Origin of the sequence: Microcoleus sp. AR_TQ3_B6 (assembly GCF_036702785.1) — a bacterium.
In the GTDB taxonomy this organism is placed as follows: Bacteria; Cyanobacteriota; Cyanobacteriia; order Cyanobacteriales; family Microcoleaceae; genus Microcoleus.
Genome location: NZ_JAUBVJ010000079.1, coordinates 1 through 24479, shown reverse-complemented (window position 1 = coordinate 24479; position 24479 = coordinate 1). Strand labels below are relative to the sequence as shown.

Below are 24479 nucleotides of genomic sequence, written 5' to 3'. Positions count from 1 at the left end.
TAGCAGTTGATATTTCTTAGCAGTCGATCACTAAAATATATCAAATGGATTCTCTAAGCAAAACATAAACCGAATTGTTTCATCTGCCCATATTTACTGACTATTGTCCTTATGTGCGTAGATTTTTACAAGCAGCGCTACACTTTCTCTTTGATACTCCGTTAACTATAGCTGGGTGGTCGCCCACCCGACTACGCTTCAGAACCGAACGTGATAGTTTCCTATCATCCGTGAGCATTTTGTTTCAATACCGCCTCAATGAACGCGAGCTTTTGGCGCAAAACGTCCTGCAATTCCACCAGTTGGTCAACTTCAGCTTGCTCCAACATTTCTGGCGACAGCTTTTTCAAGTTCCCAGTTGCTAGCTTGACCTGCTTGAATTGGCGGACTGCCCCTGGGGAATTAGCGAGAGTAGAACTGATAATTTCCTGCACCAATTTACGAGTTTGAGCCACCGACAATTTCTCGGCGATAACTTGGGTAGTTGCGTTAACTCTAATGGACTGCGCCTCGGACTCAGACAATCCCAAATTTTTAGCAGAGAGTTTAGAAAGAGCCGTTGCATGAACCCCTTTAAGTCCTAATTTCCTAATAGCAGTCTTAAGGTCAGCAGCTAAAGACAGCATTGGGAAAATGTTGGCATCGATGGAAGCCGGATTGAGCTGCAAATCCAACAATCTCCCGAACACCGCCAGCTCTTTTTCATCTAAACCTAAAACGGTTAAACCCTGCTGCTGCTTGTCAGGCATCGCCATCACCAACTCAGAAACTGAGTTCATGCGCTTTTGCGCGTTCAACCGTCGCACGGCTGTAGAGAGAGTGCGAGGGATAGTTACAGCTTCCAAACCCGTATTGCTGGCCAACTCCCGCACAATAGCCTCCGCCTTGTCGAGAGGATTGAGGTCTTCACGGTGCAGGGAGGTCAACAGCGCTTTGCGGTGCAAAGATGCAGGCTCTGGAATGATGACAGCTTGCAAAGTTTGCCAGCCCATAGTTTTAGCGCTGCGCCAGCGTCGCTCTCCGTCGAATATCACGAGTTCTCCCCGTTGAATCAAGATAATGGGTTGCAGTTGTCCGTCACTAGCGAGGGAGCGGGACATGGACTCGATACTTTCCGGCAAAAATGTCTGTCTGGGTTGTTCAGGATTAGGCTGAATTTGGTCTAGTGAAATGGAGAGGATACCGCTGGCGGATTCTAGTTGTTCTCGCAGTGCAGTCAATTGAGATTCCAATTCCGTTGAACCAGATTTTCGCAGTTCTTCAATTTCTGCTTTGAGTTCCTGAATCTCGGATTCAGCTTCAGAGAGGTGCATTGACTGCTTGGCGGATGAAAAATAATTTCCCAAGTCGGGAGCTTTACGGGTGGCCATAGCGATTTTAGATTTTAAATTGGGGATTGGAAGAAGTCAGTTCATGGCTATAAGCCAAAAACGAAGGATTCGTTTTCGCCGGCGCAAGTTGTGACTGTGAATCAAACACTATTTCTTTTTTTTTCCTTTTTTGGTAATAGCCGGAGCAACTCCATTTCCCATTAAAGTAGCCAGGTGCTTAACAATTTCTTTGAAGTCGCCTAAAGCTGGGTGAAGCGGGCGATAAAGGTGTAATGGCAACCCTTGACCGCTGGCATTGACAAATTCTGCACTGTCCCGAATAGGTGGAAAAACGCGGATATTCATCTGCTCTAGCTGGGCTGGCAAGGACTCTAAAAGTTGTCGGTGGACGGCTCGTTTAGTATCGTATTGGTTGGGTACAAACCCTAAGATTTCTGGTTGCGGCTTGAGGCGTAATTGTTTGCAATGGTGGTAGTACCACTCCAGCAGGTGAGCTGCTCCTTGAATTGATTTTGGTTCGAGCTGTACGGGCACTATTATATGAGTGCAAGCAGTTAGTGCCATCAAGGGCAAGGGGCCGAGGGTAGCGGGGCAGTCGAAGATAATTAGGTCGTGATCCATTGGATAGTCGCTCAGGCAATCGCCTAGAAGATAAGCGCCACGCTTGTGCAGAACTAACTCGTCTGCTGTTTGTGTCAGCGTCATTCCGCCTTGACAAACGGTTACATTATTGGTGTAGGGACTCCAGCCTTGAGTAAGAGGCCAAGAGCCATTGAAGCTTTGTCGCATTATAGCGGACAGTGTGTGTTCTGGCTCTGGCGGATTTAGACCGCAAAAAAGGGTCAGGGAGCCTTGGGGGTCGAGATCCATAATGGCTACTTTCAAACCCCTTAACCCCAGTTCGTAGGCGAGGTGAACTGAAAGTGTGGTTTTGCCAGTGCCGCCAGCATTGCTGATGACTGCTAGTCGAATTTGCATGGTTGTGAATTAAGTAGATGATTTAAGTATGATATATCGAGAGTCTGCATCAGATATCGATATATGAGAGCATCACGGTAAACCACCGTTGGACCCTACGTTGAAACAGCAAGTTAATATTTAGTCGGTCGAGCAGAATGTCGTCAAGTTTAGTACCAGACAAGACAGTTTAAAAGGATGTTTGTTCGATCGCTCGATTGTAACCGAACTTCATAGATCAATATCTGAGCTACGTTACAACCGCCGAGTTAACTTTGAAAACCATCGTGGGATGGTAATCGTACAATCTACCGAAATACAATCAAACTTCATATATCAATATCTGAGCTAAACGATCGCGATCCAACTTTCTGAGAAGACATGCTAGCAGATGCCAGAACCGCTTCGCAGTGGGGAAGCAGCAATTGGTTTGAAAGCTTTACACGCTGTTCCTATTTTTGTCGAAGGTCAATTTTGGGGGATGGTGGCTTTTGACGACTGCCGGAAAGCAAAGCATCAAGGTTTGGCTGAACTGGCGATGCGTGAAAACGGCGACTGTTTGTATTGGTAGTGCCATTGAACGCGATCGTACCCAAGCAGCAATCCGGGAGTGTCTAAAAAGAACGAGTCGCCGAACAAGAAGTGCAAAACCGTTTATTGGAGAATCGCGCTCGCCCCAAAGATGCTACGGCAAAAGCTCTCAACGCCTCACTAATTTTGGAAAACTTCGATGAAACAGTCAATACTACCCTGCAAATTCTTAGGGAAGGATCGGGTTGCGATCTGATTAATATTCTAGAAAACTTCTTCGATATCATCCAACAGCTAAAGCTGGATTTTTCAAGTCTGCGTCTTTACCGAGAAAATGGGTCTAAAGCCGTCCTTCTAGGACGGCTTTTTTGTCTTTAGATTTCTAATGAGTTCCCGAAGCACGTCGGATTTAGATCTTCTGGTTGCTTAGCAGTAAGACTCTAGTTTGTCTAGCTCCTCTTCGGTTAGTCTAAAATCTCATCGTTTCTTCATGATTATGTACGGAAATATTGCTTTGATATAGCATGAAGACATTAAAGTTCCAGCTATATCAAAGCAAGCGGAATAAGCATCTCAAGCGGTCAATTAATGCTGCTGGGGCGATCTATAACCATTGCATTGCGCTCCACAAAAGGTACTACCGGATGTGGGGTAAGCACTTGAATTACAGCAAACTTCAGTCTCATATTGCCCAGCTGAGAAAGCGTAAAGCGTTCTGGCAATCGGTTGGTTCTCAAGCGGTGCAGGATATCTGTCAGCGGATCGAGAAAGCCTACCAACTGTTTTTCAAACATCACAAGAAAGGAGTCAGACCGCCCAACTTCAAGAAGATTAGACGATACAAATCGTTTACCCTGAAACAAGCGGGCTACAAATTCTTTCGTGGCAACCGGATTAAGATTCGGAATCGTGTTTATCAGTATTGGAACTCTAGAACCCTTGAGGACACTGTCAAAACCTTGACGATTAAGCGCACGACCTTGGGAGAGCTATTCATGGTCATCATTGTAGACTGCGTTGATGAGCCGCAAACCAAATTCGAGACGAGTAGAATCGCGCTCATTTGATTTCGGCTTAAAGATGTTTCTCACTTGTTCTGATGGAACTCAGATTGAATCGCCGCAATTTCTCCAACAATCGCTTAATGCCATCAAGAAAGCCAATCGCCAGCATTCCAAAAAGCGTAAAGGTTCTGCAAACCGGGAACGCACCAGATTGAACCTGGTTCGCAAGCATGAAAACGTAGTGAATCGCCACTCTGATTGGTTCTGGAAACTCGCACACGACCTAACGAATCAGTTTGATGTGCTTTGCTTTGAAACGTTGAATCTGAAACGAATACAGCGTTTATGGGGTCGCAAGATATCGGATTTGGCGTTCGGAGAATTCCTGAAGATCCTCGAATGGGTCGCAACCTGGAAAGGGAAAGAAGTCGTTTTCATCGATCAATGGTATCCAAGTTTTAAAACCTGCTCGACTTGTGGGCACGTCTTGAAAGAGTTGGATTTGTCACTTCGTCAATAGCGTTGTCCGTTCTGCCAATCGGTGAACGGATGGGATGAAAACGCAGCTAAAAATATTTGTGCGGTTGGGGCATCGACCGCGCGCGTTAGGCGATGTTAGACAGGCTTCGCAATTGCTATCTGAGCTTAGAATCCCCGTCTCTGAGCGAGCGGGGAGTATGTCAAAGTCTATTCTCAATGAGTGAGATCGGATTCGTTATTGACTATAACGTGCTGGTCAGTGGATCGCTATTCAAACCTTCGATCTGTCGTCAACTGTACAACTATCACCGGGATTTTGAATGGACTCGAACGAAAAGACTGGGTGGCGCGCTACTCTGATAATACGCGCGATCGTGAACCAACCAACTTCATATATCGATATCTGAGGTACGGTTTCTAAACAGGGAGTTAACTTTGAGAATTGTCTTGTGATTGGGCGATCGTACAATCGGTCGAAATGCACTTCAGAGTCAAATCGCTGATAATATCCAAGCTCATATTATCAACTAACTTGGTCAGAGCCGCAGCAATTTGCTGATGTGACAGCTCCATTCGCTCCATCAACAGCCTTACCGCTTGGTCGTCTTCACAAGCGGCTGCTTTGTAAAGCTTCTCAATCAACTCCCTCGGCAACCGAGCCAGCGACTCAGGAGTCAGTTGCTGGGCAGGCTCATCCTGTTCGGACTTCCTCGGTGACTCCTCTTCATAGATATAGCGAACTCCCAAATGAAGCGCCATCTTCTCAAAAATTACTGCCTCTCGGAACGGTTTGGCAACAAAGTCATCGAAGCCGTTCGACAAAGCGAGTTTCTTGGTTTCAACAAACGCATTAGCGCTCAAAGCAATAATCTTAGTGTTAGAACCGTCAGGCAGAGAACGAATTTTTCGAGCAGCTTGAAAGGCGTCTAAAAGCGGCATTTTCAAATCCATCCAAATTAAATGCGGTTTGTACTTTCGCCACAAGTTAACAGCCTCAGTTCCGCTATCCGCGAACCACAGAAGAAAGCCAGCCGACTTCAATATCTGAGTTAGCAGCAACCGATTTGCCGACTCATCGTCCGCTACCAGAATGCGATACATTTGTTGGTTGGGTGCCAGTCCACTCACTTGTTTTTGAGGCTGGATGTCACGGACTTCGCTCTGTGTTGCACGACTCACTTTAATGTAAAAACTGAAAACCGTTCCTTTCCCCACAGAACTTTTGACCTTGATATCGCCACCCATCAGCTTGACGAAAGAGCGGCTGATGGGCAATCCCAAGCCCGTTCCCGTTTGTGATTTTTTGCCAGTTGTTTTTTGCACCAACGGCTTGAACAAACTGCTAAGCTCGTCAGGCGCAATGCCGGGGCCTGTATCCTTCACAGAAAACTGGATAAAGAATTTGGATAGCGGTTTTTTAGCCAATAAATGGAGGTATTTTACTGTCCGCTTTACCCTACCCACTTTCGTAAATTTAACAGCATTCCCCAATAAATTAATCAAAACTTGACGCAGCTTGCTTTCATCAGTTCGGATGTATTGCGGCACATCAGAACTGCGTTCAAAAACAATTTGCAAGCCCGACGACTGAGTTTTGAGCTGAAATAAAAGTTTTAAGTCCGAGAGCAAACTGTACAAGTCAACAGCAGTTTCTTCGAGGGTGATTTGACAAGCTTCAATTTTGGACAGCGACAAAATATCGTTGATTAGTTTCAACAAATGCTCGCCGTTGCGATTGATAATATTTAAACTCGGCTGCTGTTCCGGGGCAGTTTGTTTGGAGCGGACAAGAAGGTGGGCAAAGCCGATAATAGCATTGAGAGGCGTTCTCAATTCGTGGCTCATGTTCGCCAGAAAGGTACTTTTAGCGCGATTGGCACGAACGGCGGCAATTTTAGCTTGTTTTAGTTCCTTTGTTTTCTGTGCAACTTGCCGTTTTAAATCGCCAGAATATTCTTCTAACCGCTTGCGAGATGCTTTTAACTGGGAATTCATGCCCTCGAAAGCACAAGCTAGGGCTTCGACTTCGGCAACGCCACTACCTGAAACTGTTGAGTCGAAGTCGCCACCAGCTATCGCCTCTGTCGCCGAACTTAACCGCTGCAACCGCTGTTCTATTCTTAGGGAAATGGACAGCAAAAGGCAGATAGAAAGAACCAAAGCCAGTAGCACGAGCAAAATAGTGTTGCGGGTGTTGGCCTGAACTTTTTGGGTGAAGTCGGTTTCGCGTACAACTGCCACAATCAGCCAATTTAAGCCTTTCGAGTTTTTAAAAGGTCTGACTTGCAGCAAGTATAGTGAGTTGCGGGCAGTAAAGTTAAGATTTTGGCTGATGTTAATAGCAGCGAGGCTGCCAAAATGTTCGAGCAAATATTCTGTGGAAAGCTGGATTACTTGTTGTTGCAGAGCTCGGGCGCATCCTCGCGGATGGCGGTCAGCAGAAACAGACGGTTTTGTTTCAGTTACCTCGTTCCAAGCAACAGAGCGTCCCTCTCGGTCTAAGATAAATACTTGACAGTTAGGGCTGATGAGGAAATCGTGCAAGTTGAATGTTGAGGTTGGGGTGGGAAAAGCAGGATTTGTTTTTTGTTGAGGCAATATTGTTTTTGGATAGTCTGACCCATTTCTTTCCCCATTTGGTTTGATTGTGACTCCGGCTGTTTGACTTAGAGAAAGTGGGTTTACCGAACCAGTTGGAATTTGATTGTAAGTCCCTTCTCCCTTGCCAATCCCAACCCCTTCTTTTAAGTAGGGCTTGCTGAAAAAGGCTGAAAACAGCCTTTAGAAAGATGAGTGAATTTGCTATTATCTAAAAAATATAAATTATCCTCATTTTTTTTAGACAAAACATAATTATTTCTCATCTTTAAAGGCAGAAAACCTAAGCAAAGGTTTTTGTTGTGAAATAGACAGAAAAAAAGCCAAAAAGCCTGCCGTAGCAGGGAGGAAAGATTCATTACCAGAAAAGTTATGGCGATGGCTGTACCAGAATTATTAGAAAGTTTAGCCATCACTCTACCAAGACTAAATCTTCTTTTACGCAACTCCCAAATTTTCCCTCAACCGTGTTACGAATTCTCTCGTCTGACTGAGCCTGTTTTTTCGTTGACTTGCTGATATTTGTCGGGGGTCTTCCTAGAGGGGTGCCACTCATTCTAATCCCTCTTTCTTTGCACCACGCTCGATTTGATCTGGTTCGATAAATTCGATCTACATGAATTGATTCAGGATAGAATCCCGTGAACCGTTTAAATTCTTCTACTTGTTTTTTTAAGTCTACAGACTCGTTAAAATTATCCCAACTAATTCGGTCTAAAAACACGTATCCGTTACGACAACTGGCTGACAGCTTTGCCCCAAACTCAACGGATTTCCCAGCTTTCCCTCTGACGATGGGGCGGATGTGTGGTTGTGTTAAACTTACTATTCTGTCCTCAATACTATGTGTTTTATTTTCATACATCCATAACTGTTGACGGTAGACTTCTGTGACTACTAATAGCATTTTATAATAATATTTAGTCAGCCACGTTAGCTCACCCATAGCCTCGATATGAGCTAAATTTATTTTGATATATTGAAGTTGTTCCTTAATCGCTTTTCTTCGTTTTTTTTGTGAGGGTCTTCGTTTCTTTGCTACTGTCAAGTATTCTTTTCTCGCTAGGTTTCGATAAGTTCTTGGTTTTTTTTTTTACGGGTGACTGAATTTGAGTGTGCAAAGCATCTATGATTTTTTCGGTTTGTTCCCTGGCTTGATTCAATATTCCTAAGTCGTTAGGATATTTAATGTCGGCTGGCGCGCAGGTTGCGTCTAATATTTATTTTCCTTGATTTTTCGGCTCGCTGATGTCTGATGAATTTTTATCGACTACTTTGCCTGGTGCTTCGGTCTGCTCTTTGACCATTTTTTCATTGATTTTATTGACCTTGTTGACACCTATTCTCTGTCGAAAATGAACCAACATTGATGAGTCGAAGGGTGCTTGACTGCTATAGCTGGTCATGCCTATAAAGTATTGTAAGTATGGGTTTTCTCTGATTTGTTCTATTGTTTCGCGAAGGCTAGTTCCTAACCTTTCTTTAATAATTAATGCTCCCAATGCCATCCGAAAAGATTTCGCTGGAGCTCCCATATCTACGGAAAAGTGTTGAGCATATTCTGCTTCAAATGCTGACCACGGAATTAGTTTCGCCATGATTACCCAACGATTATCTTCTAACAATTGCCCCTCAAAAGGCAAGTCAAAGTTGGATGGCGGGTTTGGGGTTGGGTCAACTTTTCGGTACATTACGAAAGTGATGTTGTACTAGGCTTTGGACAGATTTTAGCTCATAAGCTTGCACACGCAGAGCGTTCAAACCAGTCAAAGTCTTTTTCTGTAAAGGTTTTAGGATTTTTCGGCAAGCCCTAAATAGAGTCGCCAAATTTCTGTGACAGCAGGCATTTTTAACCCGACAAACGCCAATCACATTGGCTTTCGCAATCCTGGTAGAGCCATCAGCAGCTAGTCGTTTCACCAACAGAATCGACATCTAATGAGAGGGGGACAAGCGAAAATGTAAATTGTGCCACACCTGTATTCGCAATTGACCTAAATCTGGGTCATCCACCTCAACTTGTGGTGCGGGAGAACTCCAAGCTGTAGAGTCATTGAGTTTGAATCGCTCGCTGTGGACTTTAGGTCTACCTCGCCCTCCATAAGCAGGCAGTGGTCCCCAAAAACATAAATTCGACCGCAGGCGCATCAGTTTATCGACCGACTATTCTGCTGTTTGATTGACAAACGGCGCACAGCCGTATTCGCTGTCCCACAACGATAGCGCTCTTGACGGCAAGTAAGAACTGACATTCGATAATTGTTGAACAGCCTGAGAAATTGGACTGTCCCAACTGGTAATTCTCTCGTGCAACAGTGGCAAGACCCAACTCCCTTGTGCTTCAGGTATCCACGCCAATGTACTGTAACCGTATCCTACAGTCACCGGGCTCCCGGACAGTTGTGATGGGGAATGTTCGTAGGTACGTTCTTTCAGTGTTTTGGCCAACGATCTCGACTTTCCTCGTATGGTCGCCCGCGAGGAAAATTCGTTCCGAGCGCGGGAATTGTTGGATGTAAAGTTTCATTAATTGTTGTCGATCAGGTCGAGTGTCTTGTAATACTTTGTAAACGCTTGGCCAGTGACGGCAAAACACACAAGATAATGATAAGTCGGTTAAACTTTGAGCTGTTCTAGTCAACAAGAGTGCATCCATTAACTCAAAGGTAGCATCTTGCCCTTTACGTAGATTGTTGTAGATGGTTTGACGAAACTCTTGCAACCATCGTGACAACATTATTCATAGCGGTCGATCGGGTTTGTGAGACTTCTCTATCTTCCGCTATCCGGATCAACTCAAGCAGAGTTGACCCGGTATTTTTTTGCCTGTTGTTGGTTCTCTCATCCCTTCGATTGTGCTGTGGCGAGCTCACTTTTCCTTGAGGGTGATCGTACTCTTTAGTCTAAACTCCAGTTTTAAATTTTTCCTTCAATATTGCTCGAAGGATCGGGAACCACAAGCGCTAATAGTCAAGGCAGTCCGATTTGAGAAATCTTTGTAGGCTGCGCCTGCGACTTTCAAACTGAATCTGATAAGGCCAGACAGAAGCCAATAATTCAATACTAACTTGTTTGTAGAGCTGTAACAAATATACCAGAATTTTTAGGGTCAGGTATTCTGCGGGTTGGAGTTGTTTTTCTAGATGGATCTGCTAAAACTGAGGTAACATTATTTCTTGGTGGGGCTACTTAACAATTTTGACTCATCTTTTTTTAGCTCAAGTTCGGTAAATTCGCCATCGCTGGGGCTTTTGACGGGGTTGTCAAGCCGTCAAAAGCCCCACCGATGTGATTGCGTTGAGCGCCAGCAGAACGCACTTGGGCTTTTTCAACCCCACAGCATTGCTTGAGACCACGGTGGTATTCCTCGATCAACCACTCAAACTCTGCCCACTGCTGGCGTTTTAAGGGACTCATCTTTAAATCATTGGTAGCCCATTCGTCAATGTCACTGTTTGGGGCAACCATCTTGAATACTCGGATCAAGCCATAGCCTTTGAGAGGAACCACCGTCCCGCTGGCGGCTTTCGGCTACGTCACTAATAATTCGATTGGCAGGGTTCACGGGATTAACCAAGCGATTGCATTTGAGTCGAGCCAGCCAAGTCCAGCCATAGCTGGCAATCAACTTAAAGTTGGCTAAAGAACTAAACCAACTATCGAAGGCGACACACTTGGGCTTGAACCCTCGCTCCGCGAGCGGTGTTCAGCATGGCTCGAAAGTGGTCATTCTTGGTCGCCCCGTCCACGGCCTTCTCATACAATCGATAGTCGCAAGGGATGTGTTTTCCCCATCCGACCACAACAGACTGGTCAGATTGATGCCTTGAACAACGCGCTTGTACTTACCAGACCATTGCCGACTGACTAAGCCCATCTGTTTGGCATACCACTTGTCTAGCATCGTATCGTCCGCCACCAAAATCCCTTGCTCCAACTCAACCGAGGCAGAAGCCTCCTGCCAAAGCTCGTTCGGATCGGGTTCCAGTCAATGCAGCAAGCGATTGATGGCATCATGTGCTGCCACACTCTCGGTTATTGGTTGAACTCGTTCCGCTTCCGTGCAACTGTATGCAATCAGAAAGTTGATGTATTCAATAGCAGTGTAATTAGGTGGATTCATGCCTTCCTTCTACCCCATTTTTAGTTCAACTGCGTAACTCCTGTTCAAATTCACTCTACGGGATTATTTGGGCCATTTTTACCCAACCTTTGAGGGCTGACAATTTACATCAGGAAAGCTAGTTCAAAGTTTAAGGGTGGGAGGGGAACAAGCTCAACTTTTTGTGCACGATCGCAGGTGGCTCTGCACAGGTTTTCCTCTATTTTACCTGTTTTTCTTGCACGCTTCTCTCAACCGCACCACTTCTTAACACAGATCAGGTAAAATTCGATCGATTATTCAGCAAATCCTAAGTAATTTTACTACCTACATACTAATTTATCAATAACATCACCCGTAAGACATAAAAAATTTATTGGCAGAGACGGTATAACTATTTTTTTTTTAAATAAAATTGTTTACCTATCTCTATCCATTAAATATGTCTGTAGAGTGAGAAAAGTGGGACGAGCAGATGGGAAGCTTGTATGAAATGCAATTGCACAAATGATGAATTAAGAATAATCTGTTTTGAGGGGAGTTAGTCTACTAATAATTTGCTTGCTAATGTGTTTAAAAAAACCATCCGTTAATTACCGAGATCAGCTGTTGTAGCGTGCAGTAGTTGATAGTGAGTTCTGCCATGAGCTTAAGTCTAACCCCGAAGCATTTGGCTTACCGACGGATAGCAAAGACCTCGTGTTGCCCACGCCAGTGGCGAAGCAAGATATGTCCTCTGTCGAGTTAGTCAGTGACGATACAGGCGTACTCGCACCCCTGGCTCAATGTCGCACCACTTGCGCCTCGGGGTGGAGTATCCGCTGCGACGCGAGTAGTTTCTGATGTAATTTAGCCTCGCACCCTCATAGGTACATCGGTTGGTTACCGTCTACCAACTATTATATGCTTCTGTCGATAATATAAACTTTTGTAAAAAGTCTAAAGCTCCCGCGAAAATTTTGAGTTTTGGCTTGACAACACGACATAGGCAAAAAGCAAGGGGGCATTTGAAATCTCTTGCGTAACTATTTTACAAAATTTATTTTGCACTTTTTCCAATGTTTCAAATTCAACTCAAACAACTTGAAATTGATGAATATGTTGATTTAGCCCAGTTGCAAAACGACGTAGCTGCTCTAGCCCAGCAACAAGAAAAGCTGGCTGAACTACAAAAAGAGCAAGTGCGACAGTCTCTAAAGAGTGAGATAACTCAAGGAATTCAACAGCTAACTTCTCTAGCTGAGCGTATTAACGATTTGGGGAATCAGCTAGAAGCTGAAATGCTTCAATTCAAGAAAATTGCCAGCGAAACTAACAAAGCTTATTGCGCTATCCAAGAACCTCCAAACTTGAAGGTTAGGGGTAGGGAACAACCGATATTACACGGTTGGAGACCTCTTTCTATATGGCAAGTTCATCAATCAATTGTCCCTACTGTAGTGAAACAAAGAGCGGTGTTTGTTTTGACAGCCAAAATAGTGGACTTGTTCCAATCAGACCGAGAAAGAGATGTTCAAAGACTAGCAGAATCAGCACAGCGTCGCAGAAAAGCATTGGAAAATTGGCTAGCAGAACGACGCCAGTTTTAGCCTCAACCATTCCGGCTTATGAATGTCTGAGAGGAACCTTATTTCATGGAACTCAAGGTAGCTAGCTTTTAATTTTGTAGGAGAAACAATATGGTCGACTCTTTCAATAATTTTAAATTTTCCACGCTAGTAGATCTCCTGCGTTACAGAGCGCTACACCAGTCTGCTCAATTAGCTTTTACCTTTCTACAGGATGGAGAAACAGAAAGCTCAAGCCTGACTTATCAAGAATTGGAGCGGCAGGCTCGGGCGATCGCCACCCAGCTTCAGAGCTTTGGAGCGGCTGGCTCCCTTGCTTTGTTGCTCTACCCACCGGGTTTGGAGTTCATTGCCGCGTTTTTTGGGTGTTTGTATGCCGGGTTTATTGCTGTGCCCGCTTATCCACCCCGGCGTAATCAGAATATGTCTAGACTACAGGCGATTGTCGCTTCTTCTCAAGCAACAGTGGCACTCACCACTACATCCTTGTTGACAAATATCAGGGATCAATTTGCTCAGAATCCAGAATTAGCTGCGTTGCGCTGGCTGGCAACCGATAACATCGCCAGCGACCAGGCCTTAGACTGGCAGGAACCGACATTGAGCAGTGAAACCCTGGCTTTTCTCCAGTACACTTCGGGTTCTACGGGTACGCCGAAGGGGGTAATGGTCAGTCATGGCAATCTACTGCACAATTCGGCTCTGATTCATCAGTGTTTTGACCATACGACCAATAGCCGGGGTGTAATCTGGCTGCCACCTTACCATGATATGGGGTTGATTGGTGGAGTGCTACAGCCCCTCTACGGCGGGTTTCCAGTGACACTTATGTCGCCAGTGGACTTTTTACAAAAGCCTTTTCGTTGGCTCCAAGCAATTTCTCATTACAAAGCTACTACTAGTGGCGGACCGAATTTTGCGTATGAGCTGTGTGTTCGGAAGATTAAGCCAGAACAGCGGGCGACTCTCGACCTAAGTAGCTGGGAAGTCGCTTTTAACGGAGCTGAACCTGTCCGCGCAGATACGCTGGAGCGGTTCGCTCGCACTTTCGCTTCCTGTGGCTTCAGCACCAGAGCATTTTACCCCTGCTACGGGATGGCTGAGACAACTTTATTCGTTGCCGGGGGTTTGAAAACGGAACCACCTGTTGTTCACCATGTCAAGGGGACAGCACTTGAGCAGAACCGGGTAGTGACTACTGCCAGTGAGCAAGAAGAGGCTCGGGCGATCGTCGGCTGTGGTCAGACCTGGCTAGACCAGAAAATTGTTGTTGTTGACCCCGAATCCTTAACTCAGTCTTTATCTGATCGAGTAGGAGAGATTTGGGTGTCAGGTTCGAGTGTGGGGCAGGGCTATTGGAGGCGACCAGAGGAGACCCAACAGACTTTTCAAGCTTACCTAGCAGATACAAGCGAAGGGCCGTTCCTGCGCACTGGTGACCTGGGATTTTTGCATAACGGCGAGCTATTTGTCACGGGTCGGCTAAAGGATTTAGTTATTATTCGGGGGCGCAACCATTATCCTCAAGACATTGAACTGACGGTAGGTGAAAGTCATCCGGCACTGCGGTCAGGTTGCGGTGCGGCGTTTTCGGTGGAGGTAGAGGGCGAAGAGCGGCTGGTAATTGCTCAAGAGGTTGAGCGTAATTACCTCCGAAATTTGGATGTGGATGAGGTGGTTGGAGCCGTCCGTGAAGCGGTGTCCCAGCAGCATGAACTGGAAGTTTATTCTGTGTTGTTGCTCAAGACTGCGAGTATTCCGAAGACTTCTAGTGGAAAGATTCAGCGCTATGCTTGCAAGGAACGTTTACTAGCTGGGACTTTGGATATTGTAGCTAGCAGTAATGCTAAATTTGACCAGCTACTCCAAGATAAATGCATCCATGAACTGTTTGAACAACAGGTTCAGCAGACGCCCAATGCCACAGCTCTGGTTTGTGAAAAGACACAGTTAAGTTATCAACAGTTGAATCAACGAGCCAATCAGCTAGCTCATTATTTACAGAAACAGGGTATTGAATCGGGTTCGCGGGTAGGTATTTACATGGCACGAACCCCAGAAATAGTGGTGGGATTATTAGGCATTCTGAAAGCTGGAGGGGCTTATGTCCCCTTGGAGATGTCGGATTCAGCACAAGAGAGCGCTTCGGTGTTGGGAGATAGTCAAATACCAATACTGGTGCCTCAAGCAGGGCTGCTCAAATTCTTGTCAATTCTGGGGTCAAAGGAAATCTATCTAGACTCGAAGGCTGATATTCTGGAAGAGGAAAGTGATGAAAATTTGAGCGCTCAGGCTGTTGGAAAAAGTCTAGCCTGCGTAGCTTATACAGCTAAATCTGAAAATCAATCCTCCAACCTAATTCTCACTCACAAAAATGTCGTTGACTATTTTAGGCGAATGGATAACCGCGTTGGTTGCCAACCAACGGATACCTTGCTAACAGGAGTCAGCAATTTTGAGACGCTCTCTCTTTTGGAAGTGTTTTGGACGCTCACACGCGGTGCTAAAGTTGTCTTTCTCTCCCAGCCCCAAATCACTACAGTCTTTCCTCAAACCCAAAGTCAGGCACCAACCAAAGGAATGCAATTCAGCCTGTTTTACTTCTCCAGTAACGAGGCTGAGTTTTCCAATGAGAAATATAAACTTGTGCTGGAAGGGGCAAAGTTTGCCGATAGAAATGGTTTTACAGCCGTCTGGATACCAGAACGTCATTTTCACCCCTTTGGTGGTCTTTACCCGAATCCATCTGTTGTAAGTGCTGCACTCGCATTGGTTACTGAAAGAATCCGCTTACGAGCTGGCAGTGTTGTATTGCCATTGCATAATCCAATTCGAGTTGCTGAGGAATGGTCTGTTGTAGATAACTTGTCACAGGGCAGAGTAGATCTTGCCTTTGCCAGAGGTTGGAATCCCAACGACTTTGTCTTATCACCGGATACCTACGCCAATAGCAAAGAAGTCCTGTTTTCAGATATGCAAACAGTGCAAAAACTCTGGCAGGGGGAAGCAATCTCAGTTGCCAATGGCGTTGGTAAAGATACCGAGATCAAAATTTATCCCCTGCCCATTCAACAGGAGCTAAAAGTTTGGATAACATGTAGTGGTGGTCAAGAAAGATTTATGGAAGCTGGTGCCTGTGGTGCCAACATCTTGACTGCCCTTCTTTTCCAATCCATAGAAGAATTGGCTGAAAAAATAGCCATTTACCGTGAGTCACGGGCAAAACATGGTCACGATCCGAATTGCGGTCAAGTAACTTTAATGCTGCATACCTTCGTCGGCGAAGACATGGAGCTTGTTCGCAACAAGGTTCGGGAACCGTTCATAGAATATCTCAAAAGTTCTGTCGATTTGTGGCGACATGGCTCTAAGAGCCTTGACGAGTTGACCGAAACCGAACAGGACAACCTGTTTGCTTATGCCTTTGAGAGATACTTCCAAACAAGTGCCTTATTTGGGACACCAAGCACCTGTTGGAAAATGGTTGAGCGTCTAAAGGAAATTGGCGTTGATGAGATTGCTTGTTTAATTGATTTTGGAGTTGATGTCGATTCAGTTTTAGCAAATCTTCACTCTTTAAACATACTCAGAAAGCTGGCTAATGGTGTCAGTGAAGGCAGCAATGACCAAACCAGCCAAGAAGTTATTCACCTGCAAGCAATGCTCGAAAAGCATTCTGTTTCTCTGTTGCATTGCACTCCCGATGTAGTGCAACAATTAACAACGCATCCGTCAAGTGCTAGCACTTTAACATCGCTACAGGTGTTGATGGTAGGAAAAGGAAGCTAACACCCCTTACAAAGGGGTCGCATTACTTAAACCTGATTACTGCTACTTCTCTTGAATTCCATTTAGCTGAAACTATTTTCTGTTATGAGTTTTACCGATAATAATTTAATCCAAAATCACTATCATATGGAGCCTTCTTTATCGCTGGTAACTGAGGCAGAGCGGTATCAATTATTGCTGCAAGATTCTCATACCCTGCCAGAAGCCGATGTGCAGAACCAACGCACGGATACAACTATTGATAACCGTTTGTCACTACAAGCGCTTAGCACCCCCATCAAAACAGAGGCGCAGAAGACCGGAATCGATACACATGTTGATAACCGCTCACTGCTGCGTTGGCTCCGAGAAACAATTGTGGAGCAGATTGCAAACTCCTTACGTATAGAGCCGAGCCGGATTCCCCTCGATAATAGCTTTCACAGCCTTGGGATCGATTCCCTCAAAGCTATAGAAATTATGGCTACTTTGGGGGACATTCTTGGTATTTCTTTCTCTCCCACCCTACTCTTTGAATATCCTACGATCGCCGAACTTACTGAACATCTAGTTCAAAGGCATGGGACGAAGTTAAAGGAATATATGCCCGCTAACGGGGAACAGTCTAAATTATCGGCTACCACATTTGAAAAACAACCAGTTGGAACCAGTTCATCTGCGAAGGTTTGCCAAAGAAAGGTTGAGCAAGTTAACGATTTTGTACGGGAAGACGATATTGCTGTAATTGGCATGGGCTGTCGTTTCCCTCAAGCCCCAGACTTGGAGTCGTTTTGGCAGCTACTGCGTGAAGGCAAAGACGCAGTCCGTGAGGTTCCCACCGATCGCTGGGATTGGCACACCTATTATGACGACAATCCTGAGGCAGCAAACAAGACTTATTCCCGTTGGGGAGGATTCATCGATGGCGTTGACCAATTCGATCCTATGTTTTTCAACATCTCACCCAGAGAAGCCAAGCTGATAGATCCGCAACAACGGATTTTCTTGGAAGTTGCTTGGGAAACTTTGGAACACGCAGGATACTCGGCAGAGAGACTAGCTCAGACTGAAGTCGGTGTTTTTGTTGGTTGTAGCAATAATGGCTATTACCAACGCATCGCGCCTGCTCTGACACCATTGGATCACGCGGCTGGGATAGGCAATCAAAATGCCATCATCGCTAACCGTGTTTCATTCTTTCTCAACCTTCGCGGTCCTTCAATATTGGTGGATACAATGTGTTCCTCGTCGCTGGTGACACTGCATATGGCATGTCAAAGCCTGCGAGAAGGGGAGTGTACAGTAGCTCTAGCGGGAGGAGTAAACATTCTGTTGTCGCCAGAATACTATATTGCCATGAGCCGCATGAAGGCGCATTCACCAGATGGACGCTGCAAAACGTTCGACCGGCGGGCTAATGGTATTGTCTTAGGAGAAGGCGCAGGAACGGTGCTGCTCAAACCTCTGGGTCGTGCCTTAAAGGACGGGGACAAAGTTTATGCGGTGATTAAGGGTTCGGCTGTTAATCACGGTGGCAACACAAACGGACTAACGGCTCCAAATCCGCGCTCTCAGGCTGAGGTAATTTGTCGTGCCTTGGAGGTGGCTGGGGTATCAGCAGATTCTATTTCTTACGTTGAAGCTCATGGCACTGGCACTTCTTTAGGCGATCCAATAGAGATTGAAGGGTTGACGAAGGCTTTTCGCAAGTACACAGATCGCAAGCAGTTTTGTGCCATTGGCTCTGTTAAAACGAATATCGGGCATCTAGAGCCAGCTGCCGGAATGGCACAGTTGCTCAAAGTCATTTTAGCCATGCAACACCGTCAGCTGCCTCCGAGTCTCCACCTTGAGAAGCCTAATGAGTTTATTCCATTTGCAGAAACACCGTTTAAGGTTAATACTTCGTTGTGTCCTTGGGACTCGGAAGGCTGGCGGCGAGCAGGGATTAGTTCTTTTGGCATGGGGGGAACTAACGCCCATGTAATTATCGAGGAAGCGCCTGTTCTTGAGCCAGTACACAGTGACATCGAACGTCCCGTTCATTTGTTGACCCTATCGGCGAAAACAGAGACAGCGCTGCGCTCGCTCGCGTGCCGTTATCAAGCTTTCTTGGACTCTACTCCAGGAGTTTCCCTGGCAGATGTTTGCTTCAGTGCCAATACTGGGCGATCGCATTTTGCCCACCGTACCGCAGTAATAGCTGAATCTACCGTGCAGCTGCAAGGCGCGCTGGGTGCCTTTGTTGCCGGGAATAAAAGCGTCGGCCTAGTGAGCGGTCATCTAGAGGGTAGAACTCGTCCGCAGATAGCCTTTTTATTCACCGGTCAAGGCTCGCAGTTCGTTGGCATGGGACACCAGCTGTATGAGACTCAGCCTACGTTTCGGAAAACCTTGGAGCGATGCGACGAACTGCTGCGCCCCTATCTAGAAGTGCCGCTGTTATCAGTTCTTTATCCAGCGTCCGATCGGTCTCACCTGTTGCACTCGACAGCCTACACCCAGCCAGCGCTATTTGCTCTGGAGTATGCCTTAGCTGAATTGTGGCAGTCCTGGGGCATTGTACCAGACGCCGTCATGGGTCACAGCATCGGTGAATACGTAGCAGCCTGTGTGGCTGGTGTATTCAGCCTTGAAGAGGGACTCAAGCTAGCTGCCAAACGGGGACGGCTGATGCAAGCTCTTACCAGTGATGGGATGATGGCCGTTGTATTGACGGATGAGGAGCGGGTAGCTGTCGCTGCTGCTACACATACAGAAAAGGTGGCGATTGCGGCTGTCAATGGACCTAAGAACATCGTGATTTCGGGACAAAGAGAGGCTGTGCAGGCTGTAATCGATCGGTTGCAGTCCGAGGGAGTTGCTGTTGAGCCTTTGAATGTCTCTCACGCTTTCCACTCACCATTGATGGAACCGATGCTGGATGCCTTTGAGCAGACTGCACGCCAGGTACAGTTTAAAGCTCCGCACATTCCTCTGATTTCCAATGTAACTGGTCAAATTTTCAAGCCTGGGGAAATCCCCGATGCCAAATACTGGTGTCGCCACATCCGGGAGACGGTGAAATTTGCCGTTGGAATGAATGTGCTGGCTGAGGAAGGTTATGAAATATTTCTGGAGATGGGGCCAGACGCTACCCTGCTGAGCATGGGCAAGAGGTGTCTACCAAAAGGAAAGAGTTCTTGGTTGCCTTCTTTGAAGCAGGGCAAGGATGATTGGCAGGCGTTGCTAGAAAGCTTATCTCGGCTTTACCTCCTGGGTGCGGATTTGGACTGGAGCGGATTTGACCGGGACTATTCACGAAGTCGCCTGTCACTCCCAACCTATCCCTTCGAGCGACAGCGTTACTGGGTTGAAACAACAAGCGCTATGGATGGTCAGAAATTAGCAGTTGAAGCATCTAGTCTACAGGTTGAGCCGACACCCAATACCAATCGTCGGGATGAGATCCTTTCAACATTGCGTATCCGGATGGCAAACTTGCTACAAGCAGACCCTTCTGCAATAGAGGTGGATGCTCCTTTTACAGAAATGGGGGCTGATTCACTTGTCCTGATGGAGGCGGTTCGAGCCATTGAAAATGCTTTTGGGATTAAAGTGACTATTCGACAGTTGTTTGAAGAATTAGCCACAACTAATGCACTGGCGACTTATATAGATCAAACCCTCCCTCCAGCGTTTGCTTGGGAAAATTCCTCTCCACCTAAGTTTGAGCCAGTTGTACCCTCTGAGCAGACAACTCGATCGGTTGGAGGAAACGCGCCAAAACAAGCAAGCCAGAATCAGACACCGGATATTGAAGACGGGAAATTAATGTCTGAGGTCGGGCTAGAACGTATCATGGCACAGCAGCTAGAAGTAGTCTCTAAGGTAATATCTCAACAGCTGAATGTCTTGAGCAATAGCCGTTTGCCACCGGAGCGATCGCTACCATTAAAGACACAGCCATCCGACTTAGCGAATCGCTCCATACCGTCAGCTGACGCTCCATTTCAGAATACATCAGCCAATGCAGAGCTAAGAAAAACGGCTGATGAACTGTGCGTTCCGTTCCAACCGATCGAGCCAGGAGCGCAGAAAAATTTAGCTCCTCGTCAGCAGCAACACTTGGAGGCATTGATAGCACGTTACACCAAACGCACTCAGGAATCGAAACGACGGAAGCAAACCTATCACCCGGTTTTAGCCGATAGCAGAGCTGTGGCAGGGTTCCGCCTTTCTATCAAGGAGATGCTCTATCCCATCATTGGAGAAAGTGCGCAAGGTTCCAGATTGGTGGATGTGGACGGCAACGAGTATGTGGACATCACAATGGGGTTTGGGGTGCTTCTTTTTGGTCATGCTGCACCATTTATTACTGAAGCCCTAGAAGAGCAGATAAAGCTTGGTATAAAATTCGGTTCACAGTCGAATCTGGCGGGTGAAGTTGCTGATTTGATCTGTGAACTGACAGGCATGGAGCGAGTAACCTTCTGTAATTCAGGTACAGAAGCAGTTATGACAGCGCTACGTCTGGCACGCACGGCGACAGGTCGTAGCAAAATTGCTCTATTTGCTGGTTCTTATCACGGCCATTTTGACGGAGTTTTGGCAGCAGGGTCGAACAGCCAAATCAGTGCTGTACCCATCGCTCCTGGAGTATCTCAGCACGCAGTTGAAGATGTTCTGGTGCTGGATTATGAGAATCCCAACTCCATTGATATTTTGCAAGCCCATGCTCACGAATTGGCTGCTGTGCTGGTTGAGCCTGTGCAGAGTCGCCGACCTGATTTGCAACCCAAAGAGTTTTTACAGCAGTTGAGGCAATGGACACAAGCAACAGGAACAGCACTGATCTTTGATGAAGTCCTCACAGGCTTCCGCATCCACCCTGGGGGCGCCCAGGCGTGGTTTGGCATTGAAGCAGACATCGCAACCTATGGCAAGGTTGTTGGTGGTGGGATGCCGATTGGGGTCGTAGCTGGCAAGGCGACCTACATGAATGGAATCGATGGGGGTTTGTGGAACTATGGAGATGCCTCGTATCCTCAGGCGGAACAGACATTTTTCGCAGGAACCTTTAACAAGCATCCTCTGGCGATGGCTGTGGCACGGGCGGTACTTAACCATCTCAAAAGACAAGGCTCCGCCCTTCAGCAGCAGTTAAATCAACGCACATCGCAGTTAGCCGAAACTTTGAATACTTACTTTGAAGCCGAGGATGTGCCCATCCGAATCGTGCATTTTGGTTCGCTGTTTCGCTTTACCTTCTCGGGGAATCTGGATTTGCTGTTTTATCACCTGCTTGAAAAGGGTGTTTATATCTGGGAAGGGCGTAACTGTTTTCTGTCCACCGCACATACCGATGCAGATGTTAATTATGTGATTCAGGCGGTCAAGGACAGCATAGATGAGCTACGAGCGGGAGGCTTCCTGCCCAAAGGTTTGGGAAAACTTCCAGAGGTTCAGAAGGGGTTGAATGGATCATCCAGCAGTCTAACAAAACCCTCTGCACCTACGGATGCTGTGCTAGCTTCTGCGTCTTTAACTACGCTCCTCACCACAGAAGAACTAGTAGCAAAGGAGGCAGAGAAAGTACCCTTAACTGAGGCTCAAAAGCAACTGTGGTTTTTGACCCAACTAGGGGACGAGGGTTCCCTCGCTTACAACGTCTACACAAGCCTTCAATTAAAAGGTCCGTTTCAGTTGCGTGCAATGTGTCAGGCTGTGCAAAGACTTGTCGAACGCCATGAGACTTTACGGACAATTATTAGTGACCAAGGAGATTTTCAGGAGATTTTACCCACTCTGAAGGTAGACGTTCCTTTGATTGATTTCTCAAGTGTGGACTCTCGCTACCGAGAGTCCGACGTTGCTGAGTGGTTTAGACAAGAAAGTCAAAAACCTTTCGACCTTAGCCACGAGAGTTCCTTTCGCATCCATATCCTCAAGCTAAAAGAACAACTTCACTTGCTGGTATTGACGGCTCATCATATTCTTATAGACGGCTGGTCGATGGGTGTAATCCTACAAGAATTAGGTGCGTTTTATACCGCTGAGTGTCAGGGAAAAATTTGCCAACTTGAGCCACCGAAGCAGTTTAGAGAATATATAGAGTGGCAAGAGCAGCAAAGCCAAACTGAAGAAATGGCAAGTCATGAATCCTACTGGTTGGGGAAATTTGCGAACTCAATTCCTGTCTTAGACTTACCGACTGACCGTCCTCGTTCACTAATAAAGACTTATAGGGGTAGCAGGCAAACTATACGGCTTGATGCCAACCTTTGTAGTGACGTTAAACGGTTCAGCGCAGAGAAAAGCTGTACCCTATTTATGACCCTCCTGTCGGCCTACACGCTTTTACTTTATCGGTTAACAGGTCAAGACGATCTTGTAGTTGGTATTCCTGTTACAGGACGGTCTCTCAAGGGCAGTGAAAAGCTTGTTGGCTACTGTACCCACCTATTACCTTTAAGAAGTTGCGTCGTCGGGTGTTCGACTTTCTCGGAGCATCTAACAGCTTTCAGAAAATTATTGTTAGATGCTTTTGACCACCAGGATTATCCCTTTGCCAGGTTGCTCGACAAGTTAAAAGGAAACCAGAACATCAGTATGTTTCCTATCGTTACAGCAACTTTTAACTTGGATCGACCTGTAGCTGTACCAGAAATGTTTGAACTGGAAACAGAGTTATTCCCTTCCCCCATCAGTTTTACTGGATTCGATCTCAGCTTGAATGTCCTCGAAATAGATAGCGAGTGGGAGTTGAGCTGCGATTACAATCCAGACTTATTCGACAGTGCCACGATTGAGCACCTGCTCGGGCATTTTCAGACAATACTTACCGGGATTGTAGCCAATCCCCAGCAACAAGTCTCAGAATTTCCAATACTGACAGCCGCTGAGCGATACCAGCTACTTGTTGAGTGGAATGATACCCATCTAGCGTTTCCTCAGGATTTGTGCATCCATCAGCTATTTGAGGCGCAAGTAGAACAGACGCCGGATGCAGTAGCGGTGGTTTTTGAAGATAAGCAACTAACTTACAGGGAGTTGAATTGCCGTGCAAATCAACTGGCACACCACTTGCAAGCACTGGGGGTAAAACCAGAGGTATTGGTGGGAATCTGTATAGACCGATCGCTAGAGATGGTAATAGGACTGTTGGGTATCCTCAAAGCGGGTGGAGCTTATGTGCCACTCGACCCCGCCTATCCCTCTGAGCGCTTGACCTTCATGTTGGAAGATTCACAAGCGCCTGTGCTACTGACGCAACAAGACATCGTTGGTATGTTGCCCAAGAGCCGGACTCATGTAGTTTACCTAGATCTAGACTCCGAAGCGATCGCCCAAAGCGACCAAAGCAACCCGACGAGCAACGTCACGGGTAATAATCTAGCCTACGCCATCTACACATCGGGTTCTACAGGCAAACCTAAGGGAGTGCAAATCTTGCACAGCGCTGTAGTCAATTTCTTAACATCCATGCGGCGTTGCCCAGGACTGACAGACCAAGATACCCTTTTATCCGTCACAACTCTATCCTTTGACATTGCAGCTCTGGAACTATTTCTCCCCCTGAGCGTAGGTGCGCGTCTAGTTATACTCAGCCGTTCCGTCGCGAATGACGGCACCCAGTTATTAGAGAGGTTGAATAATTGTGGCGCTACGGTGATGCAGGCGACTCCAGCCACCTGGCGACTGTTGCTAGCAGCCGGGTGGTCGGGTAGCCATCAGTTGAAAATACTATGCGGCGGGGAAGCCCTATCGCGTGAGCTAGCTAATCAATTAGTCGAAGAGGGTGCTTCTCTGTGGAATTTGTACGGTCCTACAGAGGCTACCATCTGGTCTACGGTCGATCGGGTTGACAGCACCGAGGGTTCAGTTTCCATTGGTCGCCCGATCGCCAATACACAGATTTATCTGTTAGATGAACACTTACAGCCTGTGCCTGTGGGAGTGCCAGGCGAGTTGTACATCGGTGGTGCGGGACTGGCGCGAGGCTACCTCAATCGCCCTGAGCTAACGGCGCAAAAGTTTATTGTCAACCCCTTGAGCAAAGAGCCAAACGCACGCCTTTACAAGACTGGGGATTTGGCTCGCTACAAGAGTGACGGCAACATTGAGTACCTGGGACGTATCGACCATCAGGTCAAACTGC

General features: G+C 46.5%; 13 protein-coding genes and 2 pseudogenes. 7 read left to right on the top strand and 8 right to left on the bottom strand.

The genetic code is table 11. The annotated features are described in order from the left end of the window. Positions 1–224: 224 nt before the first annotated feature. Together QUB56_RS28185 and QUB56_RS28180 are read right to left on the bottom strand one after the other, a co-directional pair. Positions 225–1370, bottom strand: coding sequence for a ParB/RepB/Spo0J family partition protein (locus tag QUB56_RS28185; RefSeq protein ID WP_332959604.1), 1146 nt, complete (start codon positions 1368–1370; stop codon positions 225–227). 108 nt (positions 1371–1478) lie between these two features. After that, positions 1479–2309 carry a ParA family protein gene (locus tag QUB56_RS28180; RefSeq protein ID WP_332959603.1) on the bottom strand — a complete coding sequence of 277 codons (831 nt, stop codon included), beginning with the start codon at positions 2307–2309 and terminating at the stop codon, positions 1479–1481. Between the two features lie 370 nt (positions 2310–2679). Here QUB56_RS28180 and QUB56_RS28175 point away from each other — a divergent pair, with 370 nt between their 5' ends. Both QUB56_RS28175 and QUB56_RS28170 read left to right on the top strand, forming a co-directional pair. Next, positions 2680–2859 carry a hypothetical protein gene (locus QUB56_RS28175; protein WP_332959602.1) on the top strand — a complete coding sequence of 60 codons (180 nt, stop codon included), beginning with the start codon at positions 2680–2682 and terminating at the stop codon, positions 2857–2859. Positions 2860–2930: 71 nt separating this feature from the next. Beyond that, positions 2931–3197: a hypothetical protein gene (locus tag QUB56_RS28170; RefSeq protein WP_332959601.1), complete on the top strand. Its 267-nt coding sequence runs from the start codon at positions 2931–2933 to the stop codon at positions 3195–3197. Positions 3198–3400: 203 nt separating this feature from the next. On the opposite strand, the gene QUB56_RS28165 is transcribed toward QUB56_RS28170, so the two are convergent. Further along, on the bottom strand, positions 3401–3613 hold the full coding sequence (locus QUB56_RS28165) for a hypothetical protein (protein ID WP_332959600.1): 213 nt from the start codon (positions 3611–3613) through the stop codon (positions 3401–3403). A 226-nt stretch (positions 3614–3839) separates the two neighbouring features. Between QUB56_RS28165 and QUB56_RS28160 the strand changes: the two genes are divergently transcribed. Next, positions 3840–4343: a transposase gene (locus QUB56_RS28160; protein WP_332959599.1), complete on the top strand. Its 504-nt coding sequence runs from the start codon at positions 3840–3842 to the stop codon at positions 4341–4343. A 389-nt stretch (positions 4344–4732) separates the two neighbouring features. Here the strand turns inward: QUB56_RS28160 and QUB56_RS28155 are convergent, their stop codons facing one another. The 5 genes and pseudogenes from QUB56_RS28155 to QUB56_RS28135 all read right to left on the bottom strand — a co-directional run bounded on the left by QUB56_RS28155 (position 4733) and on the right by QUB56_RS28135 (position 11024). Continuing rightward, positions 4733–6901: an ATP-binding protein gene (locus tag QUB56_RS28155; RefSeq protein WP_332959598.1), complete on the bottom strand. Its 2169-nt coding sequence runs from the start codon at positions 6899–6901 to the stop codon at positions 4733–4735. Between the two features lie 146 nt (positions 6902–7047). Beyond that, positions 7048–8592, bottom strand: a pseudogene (locus QUB56_RS28150) (IS5 family transposase). Positions 8593–9064: 472 nt separating this feature from the next. Then, entirely contained in the window at positions 9065–9349 is a 285-nt protein-coding gene (locus QUB56_RS28145) for a hypothetical protein (RefSeq protein ID WP_332959597.1), read from the bottom strand. A 765-nt stretch (positions 9350–10114) separates the two neighbouring features. Continuing rightward, a complete protein-coding gene (locus QUB56_RS28140) occupies positions 10115–10369 on the bottom strand; it encodes a hypothetical protein (RefSeq protein WP_332959596.1) in 255 nt (84 codons plus the stop codon). A 520-nt stretch (positions 10370–10889) separates the two neighbouring features. Then, positions 10890–11024, bottom strand: coding sequence for a hypothetical protein (locus QUB56_RS28135; RefSeq protein ID WP_332959595.1), 135 nt, complete (start codon positions 11022–11024; stop codon positions 10890–10892). A 606-nt stretch (positions 11025–11630) separates the two neighbouring features. Here QUB56_RS28135 and QUB56_RS28130 point away from each other — a divergent pair. The 4 genes and pseudogenes from QUB56_RS28130 to QUB56_RS28115 form a co-directional block, all read left to right on the top strand. Further along, a pseudogene (locus QUB56_RS28130) lies at positions 11631–11846 on the top strand (cinnamycin family lantibiotic); the annotation flags it as partial. A 215-nt stretch (positions 11847–12061) separates the two neighbouring features. Further along, on the top strand, positions 12062–12592 hold the full coding sequence (locus QUB56_RS28125) for a hypothetical protein (protein WP_332959594.1): 531 nt from the start codon (positions 12062–12064) through the stop codon (positions 12590–12592). 90 nt (positions 12593–12682) lie between these two features. Continuing rightward, on the top strand, positions 12683–16360 hold the full coding sequence (locus QUB56_RS28120) for a MupA/Atu3671 family FMN-dependent luciferase-like monooxygenase (protein ID WP_332959593.1): 3678 nt from the start codon (positions 12683–12685) through the stop codon (positions 16358–16360). A gap of 84 nt (positions 16361–16444) precedes the next feature. Further along, on the top strand, positions 16445–24479 hold an 8035-nt coding region (locus tag QUB56_RS28115; RefSeq protein WP_332959592.1), incomplete at its 3' end, for a non-ribosomal peptide synthetase/type I polyketide synthase.